The 12282-nt window shown below is 42.4% G+C and carries 10 protein-coding genes and 1 pseudogene; 7 read left to right on the forward strand and 4 right to left on the reverse strand.

Features of this window, described 5'->3' with window-relative positions; genetic code table 11:
* Positions 1-125 precede the first annotated feature (125 nt).
* The 3 genes and pseudogenes from FTV28_RS00005 to FTV28_RS00015 all read left to right on the forward strand — a co-directional run.
* Positions 126-842 (forward strand): annotated as a pseudogene (locus FTV28_RS00005) (SAM-dependent methyltransferase); the annotation flags it as partial.
* A 23-nt stretch (positions 843-865) separates the two neighbouring features.
* The gene (locus FTV28_RS00010; protein WP_179989187.1) at positions 866-1294 is read left to right on the forward strand and encodes a GNAT family N-acetyltransferase; all 429 of its coding nucleotides are present in this window, start codon (positions 866-868) and stop codon (positions 1292-1294) included.
* Positions 1295-1299: 5 nt separating this feature from the next.
* Complete coding sequence (locus FTV28_RS00015; protein WP_127800335.1) at positions 1300-2016, forward strand: endonuclease/exonuclease/phosphatase family protein; 717 nt, start codon at positions 1300-1302, stop codon at positions 2014-2016.
* Positions 2017-2053: 37 nt separating this feature from the next.
* On the opposite strand, the gene FTV28_RS00020 is transcribed toward FTV28_RS00015, so the two are convergent.
* The 4 genes from FTV28_RS00020 to FTV28_RS00035 all read right to left on the reverse strand — a co-directional run bounded on the left by FTV28_RS00020 (position 2054) and on the right by FTV28_RS00035 (position 7150).
* Positions 2054-2389, reverse strand: coding sequence for a hypothetical protein (locus FTV28_RS00020; RefSeq protein ID WP_179989188.1), 336 nt, complete (start codon positions 2387-2389; stop codon positions 2054-2056).
* A gap of 168 nt (positions 2390-2557) precedes the next feature.
* Complete coding sequence (locus FTV28_RS00025; protein WP_179989189.1) at positions 2558-4693, reverse strand: 3-hydroxyacyl-CoA dehydrogenase NAD-binding domain-containing protein; 2136 nt, start codon at positions 4691-4693, stop codon at positions 2558-2560.
* Positions 4694-4704: 11 nt separating this feature from the next.
* Complete coding sequence (locus tag FTV28_RS00030) at positions 4705-5910, reverse strand: acetyl-CoA C-acetyltransferase (protein ID WP_096901568.1); 1206 nt, start codon at positions 5908-5910, stop codon at positions 4705-4707.
* Between the two features lie 229 nt (positions 5911-6139).
* Positions 6140-7150 (reverse strand): AraC family transcriptional regulator, encoded by a 1011-nt coding sequence (locus tag FTV28_RS00035; RefSeq protein ID WP_004972448.1) that lies wholly within the window; start codon positions 7148-7150, stop codon positions 6140-6142.
* A 209-nt stretch (positions 7151-7359) separates the two neighbouring features.
* Between FTV28_RS00035 and FTV28_RS00040 the strand changes: the two genes are divergently transcribed.
* The 4 genes from FTV28_RS00040 (at position 7360) to FTV28_RS00055 (ending at position 12173) form a co-directional block, all read left to right on the forward strand.
* Positions 7360-8520: a CaiB/BaiF CoA-transferase family protein gene (locus FTV28_RS00040; protein WP_179989190.1), complete on the forward strand. Its 1161-nt coding sequence runs from the start codon at positions 7360-7362 to the stop codon at positions 8518-8520.
* Positions 8521-8757: 237 nt separating this feature from the next.
* On the forward strand, positions 8758-10401 hold the full coding sequence (locus FTV28_RS00045) for a nitrite/sulfite reductase (protein ID WP_004972445.1): 1644 nt from the start codon (positions 8758-8760) through the stop codon (positions 10399-10401).
* Positions 10394-10879 (forward strand): DUF934 domain-containing protein, encoded by a 486-nt coding sequence (locus FTV28_RS00050; RefSeq protein WP_179989191.1) that lies wholly within the window; start codon positions 10394-10396, stop codon positions 10877-10879. Before FTV28_RS00045 ends, FTV28_RS00050 begins: the two co-directional genes overlap by 8 nt.
* Before the next feature lie 307 nt (positions 10880-11186).
* Positions 11187-12173 carry a diaminopimelate dehydrogenase gene (locus FTV28_RS00055; RefSeq protein ID WP_004972441.1) on the forward strand — a complete coding sequence of 329 codons (987 nt, stop codon included), beginning with the start codon at positions 11187-11189 and terminating at the stop codon, positions 12171-12173.
* The last annotated feature ends 109 nt before the right edge of the window (positions 12174-12282 follow it).

The raw sequence follows: 12282 nt of genomic DNA on the forward strand, positions 1-12282 counted from the left end.
GTTCCATTTTAGAGATTTGTTTAAGATAAGATATAACTCATTGAGATGTGTCATAGTATTCGTCGTTAGAAAACAATTATTGTGACATTATTTCAATGAGTTATCTATTTTTGTCGTGTACAGAGAATAAATTTATTGAAATTTTTGCGGGTGCATTGGCGCATATTCATCTTTCTGAGCAAAGCGTGCGTGTGGTGGATTTTGGTTCAGGTAAGGGCTATTTGACCTTTGCACTGTATGATTATTTGCAAAAGCAGCAATTGAAACCTTGGGTTACAGGGGTGGAATTGAATCCGAAAATGGTCGAGTTTTGTCAGTCTGTAGCAAAGGCGGCAGATTTTCAGCAGCTGGACTTTTTTCAGGGTGATGTCCGTACCTATCAACCTGAACACTTGGATGTCATGATTGCATTACATGCTTGCGATGTGGCTACAGATTTTGCAATTCATACGGGTATTCGCCTGAATGCACAAATGATTATGTGTGCGCCGTGCTGCCATAAAGAATTGCGTCCACAACTGCAAAGTCCGAGTGTGCTTAAACCCATGTTGCAGTTTGGCATTCATGCAGGACAGCAAGCAGAAATGTTGACCGATACCATTCGTGCGTTATTGCTTAAAGCCTATGGCTATGACACCGAAGTTTTTGAGTTTGTCTCGTTGGAGCATACCAGCAAAAATAAAATGATTTTGGCGACCAAGCGGGCAGATGTTCATCAACCTGATCAAGCAGTTTTGGCTCAAATTCGCGAACTGAAAGCCATGTATGGTATTCAGAAACATTCTTTGGAATTGTTGTTGAATGATCAGTGGGATCAGCAGGGGATTGGCTGTAAATGCTAAGGCCGATGGGCTTGGAGTAAACAATGCAAAATTATGAAATTCAGTCGGGTGACTGGGCACGCCTAGCTGTAGATGCCAAACCCATTCGTGAGCAGGTGTTTATACAGGAACAGCACATTTCCCCTGAAGACGAGTGGGATGCGCAAGACGCAATTGCCTTGCATTTTGTTGTTTATATAGCAGGGCAAGCCGTTGCAACAGCACGCTTGCTGGAAAATCATAGTATTGGTCGTGTGGCTGTATTGAAGTCGCAGCGTGGTTTAGGTCTCGGACGTGTGTTGATGCAGCATATTATTCAACTGGCACGGCAGCAGTGCCGCCCAGAGGTTAAGTTGTCTGCACAGGTGCATGCAATTCCGTTTTATCAAAGTTTAGGTTTTTACGTTGAAGGTGAATCATATTTAGACTGTGGTATTCCGCATGTGGATATGCGTTTAGTGTTTGAAAGTTGAATACAATGAAGATTGTGACATGGAATTGTAATGGTGCTTTTAGAAATAAAATTGAGCCTATTCTTCAATTTAATGCCGATATTTATATTATTCAGGAATGTGAGCATACGGAACAGGCAAAGAAAATTTATCGACAATATTTTTCTAATTTTGTTTGGAAAGGAAATAATAAGAATAAAGGCATAGGTATTTTTACAAAAGATGCTTTAACACTAGAAGTATTAGATTGGCAAGACAACAAACTAGAACTATTTTTACCTATTCAAGTTAATCAATCCTTTACGCTCCTTGCTGTATGGGCAAAACATGCAAACTCTCCAACTTTTGCTTATATTGGTCAAATTTGGAAATATTTACAGTTACATCAACTAAAAATGCAAAATATTCCGCTCATTATTGGTGGAGATTTTAACAGCAACTCACAGTGGGATGTTTGGGATCGGTGGTGGAATCACTCTGATGTCATACGTATATTTAATGATTTAAAAATAAAGAGTCTTTACCATCACATTTCTAATGAGAAACAAGGACAGGAAAGTCAAGCAACATTCTTTTTACAGCGAAATTTAGCGAAGGCATATCATATTGATTATATGTTTGCTTCTGAGCAATTTTGGAAAATAGATCAAGCTAGTATGCAGGTGGGAGATCAGACACCTTGGCTAAGTTTGAGTGATCATTTACCACTATATTTTGATTTAGCACCCAAGTTTGAAAAATAGACCCCAAGAGTAGAGTCTATTTTCAAATGGTATTTAATTAGTGCCCATGTGCAGGTACTTGCTCATGGCTTTCTGGCATAGCGGCATGTTCAGTTTCAGTCATAGCATGTGCGTCTGCTGTAGGTGCAGCTTTTAATGCTTCTCGAGCTTCACGATCTGCTTGTGCTTTTGCCAATGCTTCTTGTGACATAGCTGGCGCATTTTTAAAGGCGTGTTGTTGGGTATTTTGCTTTTGTTGCTGGCTTGGCATGTAATCTGGTTCATTGGTAACGGCCAACCAGAAAATAAACATGAATATTCCACCCAAAATACAGAAAATAAAGAGTGCTTTCCAACCCCAAGGCGATTTTTCAGGAGTAAGGTGTTCAGTCATGTGTATCTACCCAATTTGAATCTATATCTTAAAATTATGTAACTTTATAACATAAAATGCATAAAAAACGGATTAAATTCTGTGCGTGTTACCTTTTTGGGGTAATTTAATTAAATAAAAAGGGGGATGATGTATCCCTCTTGAATTGTGAAGTATGGAACTAAATGGCTAAATAACTTTAGCGCCTGCTGCAACACGCTCTAGCAAGAGTTGAGGTGGATTAAAACGCTCACCATATTCTGCTGATAATTGCTGTGCACGTGCTAAAGCTTGATCTAAACCATATTGATTCAGGAATTGCAAAGTGCCCCCTGTCCATGCAGGGAAGCCAATGCCAAAAATTGAACCAACATTGGCATCAATCACAGATTCTAAAACACCTTCTTCTAAGCAGCGTAAGCTGTCTAGCGCTTGCACAAATAAGAACCGATCAATCATGTCTTGTTCAGATATTTCAGTATTTTTATACCAGTGGCTTAAGCCTGGCCAAAGTTGTTTTTTGCCCTGTTCTGGGTAGTCATAAAAACCTGCACCTGCGGCTTTGCCTTGACGTGAAAATTGATGAATCATGGTTTGAATGACGTCATCTGCAGGAGAAGCGGCGCGATCTTTCCCCTGAGCTTGCAATGCTTTACGCGCTTCCTGAGCCACGTGTTCCGACAGTGTTAAAGATACTTCATCTTGAATGGCAAGTGGGCCTACAGGCATACCTGCTTTTAAAGCTGCCATTTCAATTTTTGCAGGGTGCACGCCTTCGGCCAGTAAACGCAAACCTTCTTGTACAAAAGTGCCAAACACCCGACTGGTAAAAAAGCCACGACTGTCATTCACCACAATTGGGGTTTTGCCAATTTGTTGCACAAAATCGTAGGATTTAGCCAACGTGGCTGCATCGGTACTTTTTCCTTTAATAATTTCCACCAACGGCATTTTATCGACAGGGCTAAAGAAATGCAGACCAATAAAACGGTTTTGATTTTGCGCCGCTTGGGCAAGTTCACTAATGGGTAGGGTTGAGGTATTGGATGCCATCACACCTTGTTCTGCCAGAAAAACTTCGGCTTCTTGAGTGACTTGCGCCTTGAGTGCGGGGTTTTCAAATACCGCCTCAATAATCAAATCACAGCCTTGTAAATCGGCAGCCTGTGCCGTTGGATGAATCTTGGCTAAGACTTGTGCCGCTCGCTCTGCACTTATACGACCTTGTGATACTTGTTTATCGAGTAGTTTTTGACTGTAAGATTTGCCTTTTTCAGCTTGTTCGATGGATACATCTTTCAGAACAACCGTAATACCTTTGCTTGCTGTGGCATAAGAAATGCCTGCACCCATCATGCCTGCACCTAAAATACCGACTTTTTGAGTTTGATGCGGTGCAATGCCTTGCGGACGGCCACTGCCCGATTTAATCGCATTCAGCCCATGCCAAAAGGTGCCAATCATATTTTTAGAAATTTGACCTGTTGCGAGCTGGGTAAAATAGCGAGATTCAATGCGTAAGGCTGTATCGACATCAACCTGCGCACCTTCTACTGCTGCACTCAAAATTGCTTCAGGCGCAGGGTAACAGCCTTTGGTTTTGTCGCGTAGCATGGCAGGAGCAATGGAAAGCATTTGCGCGACAGCAGGTGTAGATGGTGTTCCCCCAGGGATTTTATAGTCTTTGACATCAAATACTTGTTGTGATTGAGGATGTGCAAGAATCCAGTCTTGGGCTTTGCTGAGTAATTCTGTTTCATTTTCAGCAAGATCATGGATTAAACCTAAACTTTGTGCTTTTTCCACACTCAGCTGTTTGCCTTCCATCAACAGCGGCAGGGCAGTTTGTAAACCCAATAAACGTACCATCCGCACAATACCACCGCCACCAGGCAATAAACCTAAAGTCACTTCGGGTAAACCAAACTTGGTTTTTGCATCACGAATTGCAATACGATGATGACAGCACAGAGCAAGTTCCCATCCGCCGCCGAGTGCCGTGCCATTTAAAGCAGCTACCACAGGAATACCACGAGTTTCAATATAACGCAGCTGTGCTTTTAGGTTTTCAATCATCTGAAAAAATGAGCTGGCATGCTCAGGCTGTACTTGAATCAACTCATCTAAGTCACCGCCTGCAAAAAAGGTTTTTTTCGCAGAGGCGAAAATGATTCCCGCCACTTGTTCGTCTGCTTTTAACTTTTGTACCACTTGCGCTAATGCATCTCTAAAGTCAGCATTCATGGTGTTGGCAGATTGATTTGGTGAGTCAAAGGTTAGAATGACAATGTTATCGGCATTTTTATAATAGTGAATGGCGCTCATTTTTATACTCCTTATACTCGCTCAATAATGGTGGCAATTCCCATCCCACCGCCTACACATAATGTAGCCATGCCGCGTTTTTTATCTTGTCGTTCTAGCTCGTCCAGTAAGGTGCCTAAAATCATGGCACCTGTAGCGCCAAGTGGATGACCCAAGGCAATAGCACCACCATTCACATTGACTTTGGCGGGATCAACCTGAAGTTCTGTAATAAAACGCAGAACCACGGCTGCAAAGGCTTCATTGACTTCAAACAGATCAATATCTTCAATGTTCAGTCCTGCTTTGGCTAAGGCTTTGCGTGCTGCAGGCGCGGGTCCTGTGAGCATAATGGCAGGGTCTGTGCCAACCAGTGCGGTAGCAAGCACTTTGGCGCGTGGTTTTAAGTTGTGTTGTTGTACCGCTTGTTCCGATGCAATCAAGACCAATGCCGCGCCATCAACAATACCTGATGAATTGCCTGCATGATGCACATGATTGACTTGTCCTGCTTCAGGATATTTTTGCAGGGCAATCGCATCAAAACCCATTTGTCCCATATTGGCAAAACTCGGCTTGAGCTGTGCCAAGCTTTCAGCCGTGGTCTGTGGTTTGATAAATTCATCTTGTGCCAAAATCACCACACCTGCCTGATCTTTGACAGGTACAATCGAGCGCTCGAAATGTCCCTGTGCTTGTGCTGCTGCGGCTTTGTGCTGTGATGCTGCTGCAAATTGATCGACTTCTGTACGGCTATAGCCATCGAGTGTGGCAATTAAGTCAGCGCCAATACCTTGTGGAATAAAGTCACAAGCCATATTGGTTTCAGGGTCGAATGCCCAAGCACCACCATCGGAACCCATTGCCACGCGTGACATAGATTCCACACCACCTGCAACGATTAAATCTTCCCAACCCGAACGAACTTTTTGCGCTGCGAGGTTCACGGCTTCTAAACCTGAGGCACAAAAGCGGTTGATTTGTACCCCAGCAACATCATTGTCCCAACCTGCGGCAATCGCTGCGGTTTTGGCAATATCTGCACCCTGATCGCCAATTGGTGTGACACAACCCAAAACAATATCGTCTACTTGTGAGGTGTCTAGGTTGTGTCGTTGTTGCAATTCATTCAATAAGGTTGTGAGTAGGCGAATGGGTTTAACTTCGTGTAATGCGCCATCTTTTTTTCCTTTGCCGCGCGGAGTGCGAATAGCATCAATGATGTAGGCCTCGCTCATAATCAATCCCTTGTCGATAGTTTTCTTTATGATTGCTTTTGAGTGTAATCTGAAAATTTTGAAGTGCAATGACGAGAACGGTACAGGTCAGTGAGGTTTTTTGCTAATTGGGATGACGCAGTAATTTGGCAGAAAGATTGAAACTATAATAGAGCGATAAAAAAAGCCCTTGCGGTGTGCAAGGGCAATCGATTGGAATTACGAGTTATTGTGAATTGTCGATTCTAAATTAATGATAACCGTGCAACTGACGGTATAAACCAGGTGTGACGCCAGTCCACTTTTTGAAAGCACGGTGGAAAGTACTGGTTTCGCTAAAGCCAACTTGTTGTGCCACATCTTCAAGGGTAAGTTCAGGATTCAGCAATAGGTGAATCGCGGCATCACGGCGTAATGCATCTTTTACCCCTTGATAGCTTTTACCTTCTGCAGCCAAACGACGACGCAAGGTTTGTGGCGATAGGTACAGCATGGATGCAACATCGTTCAAGGTTGGCATTTCTTCGCCAATTTGGCTCTTTAACACGTCACGAATACGCGAAGTTAAAGAATTGGTGTTTTTGAATTTCACCAACAATTGCGCAGGCGCGGTTTTTAAGAATTCGTCTAAGGTTTCTTGGGTTTGACGAATTGGTAAATCCAAGTAGTCGGCAGCAAAGGTAATTTCGGTGCGTGGCATGTCAAATTGCATGACAGGCGCAAAGAACAGCGCATCGTATTCATCTGCATGTGCAGGACGTGGATAGCCAAAATGTACGCGCTCCAAAGGCAGGCGACGTTCAATCAGCCAAGATGCCAAGCCGTGCCAAATCATCAACATACTTTCAGTAATAAAGTGATCAGGATCCATAGCTTGTGGAATAGATGGTACCAAACGTGCTTCGTGTTTATCACGTTCTAAGGTAACCGACCAATCATCACCAAACAGTTTGTAGAATTGCGAAGAGAGTTCTAAGGCATCGCCCAGTGTTTTGGCGTGAATTACCAATTGGCACATGATCGCGAATGTACCCAAACGACGTGGCTGAGAATCAAAACCCACGTGTTCGTCTTGGGTCACCATCCACAACATTTTAATAAAGCGAGTATATTGTTCAGGTGAAATACGTGCTTTCGGTTGGCGCAGAAGTTCTGCCTCAATACCGACATGAGATAATAAGGTTTCGACATCCATGCCGAGTCGCTTAACACCCGTGAGCGCTGCATTTACAAAATGGATACTAATGGTATCTCTGCTCATGTTAAATCCTTCAGTCTCTTTTGTATTCACGTAAGCTTGACCTAAATGACGCTAAAAATTGAAATTGGCAATTTACAATACCAATTTTACTTATTTTACATAATAAATTGCCGAAATGATCAAGGTAAATGGCTGAACATGACATTGTGTTACAGTTTTGCTGTTTATAAGATGAACGGAAAATCAGTAAAAATCGAGTAATCACAACAATGACACATGCACTGAGCGGTTTAAAAGTTTTAGATTTTTCTACCTTATTGCCCGGCCCTTTTGCCAGTTTGTATTTGGCGGATATGGGTGCAGAGGTGATTCATATTGAATCGGCAACCCGTCCTGACTTAATTCGTTTATTTCCGCCCTATGCCAATGGACAAGCGACTTCGCACAGTTATTTGAATCGGAATAAACAGTCAATTACTTTGGATTTAAAATCCCCCGAAAGTATTCAGCTTATTCACGATAAAATTGCCGAATTCGATATTGTATTGGAACAGTTTAGACCAGGCGTGATGCAGCGTTTAGGGCTGGACTATGCCAGCTTGGCAAAAATTAATCCGCGACTGATCTATTGTTCCATCACAGGTTATGGACAAACAGGCGATTATCAACAAAGGGCAGGACATGACATCAACTATTTAGCCTTGTCTGGCATTGCGGGGCATAGTGGACGGCAAGCGGGTGGGCCGCCACCGCTCGGGATTCAAGTGGCCGATGTAGCAGGTGGATCATTGCATGCTTTGGTGGCGATTTTAAGTGCAGTGATAGAACGTCAGCGCAGTGGTTTAGGGCAGTATATTGATATTTCGATGACCGATTGCGCTGCGACTTTAAACAATATGGCCGCTTCAGCAGTTTTGGCGGCACAGGTTCCTCAATATGCTGAGCAATCTTACTTAAATGGTGGCACCTATTATGACTATTATGAAACAGCAGATGGCCGTTATCTTTCAGTCGGTAGTTTAGAGCCGCAGTTTATGCAGGGTTTGGCACAGATTTTAAACTTACCGATACTTTTGGAAAAAGGGGCATCTTTAGATCCGCAAGAGCGCTTGCAAGTCAAACACGCTATTCAAGATAAAATTAAAACACAAAGTTTTGCCACATGGCAGCAGGTATTCGCGCAATATGATGTCTGCGTTGAACCTGTATTCACTTTAGATGAAGCCTTACATTCACCTTTGGCACAGCAACGCGGTTGGACAGTAGAAGTTCCTATTCAGCAGAATGCCGAAAAAACTGAAACTCAGTTGGCGTGTCCAATTAAATTTTCACGTTCTCAAATGCGTTACGATTATATCGGGCAGGCTTTGGGTGCAGGGCAGTGGTCATCTCAGACTAAAAATCAGGATGAAGATAAAGCCAAGTCATAACCACAGGTAATCAATAAAAGTTCGAACAGATGCTATAGCAGAAAAAGTGCTAAAGCATGCACTATTTTGTGATAGCTCTATAAAAAGCCTGTAAATTTTGGCAAAGGCTTACAGGCTGTGATGTTGCAATGGCTTATCAATAAAACCGCTAAGAAATATGTAAAAAACACATTTTGTTGATAGATTGAATCTCGCTATGCTGTCAGCCGTGATAATAGAAATGACTAGCTGTACGCCATGTATTTATATACTGATTTCGATCAGCAACTGATTAATGAACGTGTTGCACAGTTCCGCGACCAAACGGAACGTTATTTAGCAGGCAAATTGACTGAGGATGAATATCGTCCATTGCGTCTGCAAAATGGTTTGTATGTACAACGCTATGCGCCAATGTTGCGTATTGCGGTGCCTTACGGTCTGATGAACTCTAAGCAATTGCGTAAAGTTGCGCAGCTTGCCAAAGACTATGACCGTGGCTATGCGCACGTATCAACACGTCAAAATATTCAGTTTAACTGGCCTGCACTGGAAAATGTGCCTGACATGCTGGCAGAGCTTGCAACCGTACAAATGCACGCAATTCAGACTTCGGGTAACTGTATTCGTAATACCACCACAGACCAGTATGCAGGTGTCGTGGCGGGCGAAATTGCTGACCCACGTCCAACCTGTGAATTAATTCGTCAGTGGTCGACTTTCCACCCTGAATTTGCCTTCTTGCCACGTAAATTCAAAATTGCGGTGTCTGCACTGGAAGAAATTGACCGTGCTGCGACTGCATTTCATGACATTGGCGTCTATATTGTTAAAAATGAAGCAGGCGAAATTGGCTATAAAATTAAAGTTGGTGGCGGCTTAGGTCGTACTCCAATTATCGGTAGCTTTATTCGTGAGTTCTTGCCACGTGAAGATTTGATTGCTTACTTAGAAGCTATTTTACGTGTCTATAACTTGCATGGTCGTCGCGACAACAAATATAAAGCACGTATCAAAATTTTGGTAAAAGCTTTAACGCCAGCAGTATTTGCAGAAAAAGTTGAAGCTGAATTTGCACATACGGTGAAAACCTTAAAAATTGATGCAGAAACTTTGCAAAAAATGGATGAAAACTTCACGCCATTTGCTTATCAAAACTATGCCGATGAAGATTTTAGCGAGCTGTTTGCACAGTATCCAAAATTCAAGCAATGGTTCAACATCAACACCAATGCGCACAAAGTACAAGGCTACCGTATTGTCACCATTTCATTGAAACGTGCAGGTGTTGCACCGGGTGACATGACGACAGAAGAAATGAATTTGATTGCAGATTTAGCCGATCAATATACCTTTGGTGAATTGCGCACCACGCATGAGCAAAATATTGCTTTGGTAGATGTGCCACAAAAAGACCTGTTTGCATTGTGGCAAGTGCTCGATGCCAATAACTTGGCGCGCGCGCATATTGGCTTTATTACCGATATTATTTGCTGTCCGGGTGGTGATTTCTGTTCACTTGCCAATGCCAAATCTATTCCAATTTCAGAAGCCATTTCACGCCGTTTTGATGATTTGGATACCATTTATAATCTTGGCAAACTGGATTTGAATATTTCAGGTTGTATGAACGCTTGTGGTCATCACCACGTTGGTAATATCGGGATTTTAGGTGTCGATAAAAAAGGCGCTGAATTCTACCAAATCACTTTAGGTGGGCATGCAGACCATGATGCGTCAATCGGTGATATTTTAGGGCCATCTTTTGCTGCTGAAGTGATTCCTGATGTGGTGGAAGAAATTTTAAATACCTACTTAGATTTGCGTAGTGAAGGTGAAGACTTTATCGACACTTATCGCCGTGTCGGCATTCAACCATTTAAGGAGCGCGCTTATGCTTAATACTGCACTACCTGTGCTCGCGAAAGATGGCACGATTACAGACAATACTTATCAAGTGATTGCTGAAGATGCAGCATTACCGCAAGGTGATGTGGTGCTCAGCGTTGAACAGCTTGATCAGTTGGCACAAATTTCAGGTAAAAAAGCCCTATATTTAACGGTAGATGCTTCGCCTGAAAACCATGAATTTCCATTGGCAGAACTGGATGCAATTTTTATTGAATTTTCAGGTTTTAACGATGGCCGTGGTTATTCTTTTGCGGCATTGTTACGCCGTCAAGGCTTTCAGGGTGAACTTCGCGCAGTCGGTGATGTCTTTAAAGACGTCTTAAATTATATGAAGCGTGCAGGTTTCGATACTTTCGTGATTAAAGAAGGTAAAGATGTGCAAGAAGCTGCAGCAGGTTTGGCGGACTTTACCCATCCTTATCAAGCTTCTACCGCAGTGCCAAAACCAAATTATCAAACAGGTGCGTAATATATTGATGATGGATTTCATCGAAATGTAGATAGATTCTATCGAAATATCGCGGTTCACACATTTACAAACAGCCTGCCATGTGCAGGCTTTTTGTTTGCCTTAAAATGATCAAACGGCTTGTTTTATCGCGCTTCTTAATGATTTAATTTACCGCAAAGTGCTGTAGTATAAGCACGCTGATGTAGCATCGCAGTCTTATGTAGGCGTTATTTTTACATTATCAAAAATCAATCAAGACGATAATTTGATGTGATTATCCTCTGATTTATTTTTCAATTTTTTCATGATGAAGTGATTTGTCTTTATGCAAAATTCTATCCGTATTGGTATTGCTGGTTATGGCAACTTAGGTCGTGGTGTTGAAACGGCGATTCATAAAAACCCAGATTTACAATTGGTGGGTATTTTTACCCGTCGTGCGCCTGAAAGCGTTTCACCATGTTTTGCTGAAACAGCAGTGTTTCACATGGATTCATTGTCAGATTTTCAAGACAAAATTGATGTGCTGATTTTATGTGGTGGTTCAAAAGACGACTTGCCACAACAAGGTCCAGTACTGGCGAGCCAATTTAATATTGTCGATAGTTTCGATACGCATGCACGTATTCCTGAATATTATGCATCTGTAGATGCACCTGCGACAGCGAACAAGAAAACTGCACTCATCTCAATTGGTTGGGATCCAGGCATGTTCTCGATTAATCGTTTATTTGGTGAAGCGTTGTTACCTGATGGTGAAACCTATACTTTTTGGGGTAAAGGTTTAAGTCAGGGTCACTCAGATGCCATTCGTCGTGTTGATGGTGTAAAAGCAGGTGTGCAATATACCATTCCATCGAATGATGCCATTGAACAAGTGCGTAGCGGTGCGCGTCCTGTATTAAGCACCAAAGATAAACATACTCGTGAATGTTATGTCGTACTTGCAGAAGGTGCCGATGCTGCTGCGGTAGAGCAAGCGATTGTGACCATGCCAGATTATTTCGCTGATTACAACACAACCGTAAATTTCATTGATGAAGCGACTTTAGCCAAAGATCACCAACGCATGCCACATGGTGGTTTTGTCATTCGCAGTGGTAATACCAGCGATGAACAAAAACAAGTGCTTGAATTCTCATTGAAGTTAGACAGCAATCCTGAGTTTACCGCGAGTATTTTGGTGGCTTATGCACGTGCTTGCTATCGTTTAAACCAAATGCAGCAATATGGTGCAAAAACTGCTTATGATGTTGCGCCAGGTTTATTGTCAATGAAATCGCCTGAACAGTTGCGTGCAGAATTGCTCTAAACTTTTTAAAGCTATAAGCAAAAAGACGAATCAATGATTCGTCTTTTTACTTTTTGAATAAAGAAGGGTTAGGGAATGACTTTATTCAATCTACCTCAATCCCTCTTTA

Origin of the sequence: Acinetobacter sp. YH12252 (assembly GCF_013417365.1) — a bacterium.
Taxonomy (GTDB): Bacteria; Pseudomonadota; Gammaproteobacteria; order Pseudomonadales; family Moraxellaceae; genus Acinetobacter; species Acinetobacter towneri.

Coding starts and splice junctions, on each gene's coding strand:
- FTV28_RS00050 (WP_179989191.1), top strand. CDS start 10,394: ATGCTTAATACTGCACTACCTGTGCTCGCGAAAGATGGCACGATTACA.
- FTV28_RS00040 (WP_179989190.1), top strand. CDS start 7,360: ATGACACATGCACTGAGCGGTTTAAAAGTTTTAGATTTTTCTACCTTA.
- FTV28_RS00010 (WP_179989187.1), top strand. CDS start 866: ATGCAAAATTATGAAATTCAGTCGGGTGACTGGGCACGCCTAGCTGTA.
- FTV28_RS00035 (WP_004972448.1), bottom strand. CDS start 7,150: ATGAGCAGAGATACCATTAGTATCCATTTTGTAAATGCAGCGCTCACG.
- FTV28_RS00020 (WP_179989188.1), bottom strand. CDS start 2,389: ATGACTGAACACCTTACTCCTGAAAAATCGCCTTGGGGTTGGAAAGCA.
- FTV28_RS00045 (WP_004972445.1), top strand. CDS start 8,758: ATGTATTTATATACTGATTTCGATCAGCAACTGATTAATGAACGTGTT.
- FTV28_RS00055 (WP_004972441.1), top strand. CDS start 11,187: ATGCAAAATTCTATCCGTATTGGTATTGCTGGTTATGGCAACTTAGGT.
- FTV28_RS00015 (WP_127800335.1), top strand. CDS start 1,300: ATGAAGATTGTGACATGGAATTGTAATGGTGCTTTTAGAAATAAAATT.
- FTV28_RS00030 (WP_096901568.1), bottom strand. CDS start 5,910: ATGAGCGAGGCCTACATCATTGATGCTATTCGCACTCCGCGCGGCAAA.
- FTV28_RS00025 (WP_179989189.1), bottom strand. CDS start 4,693: ATGAGCGCCATTCACTATTATAAAAATGCCGATAACATTGTCATTCTA.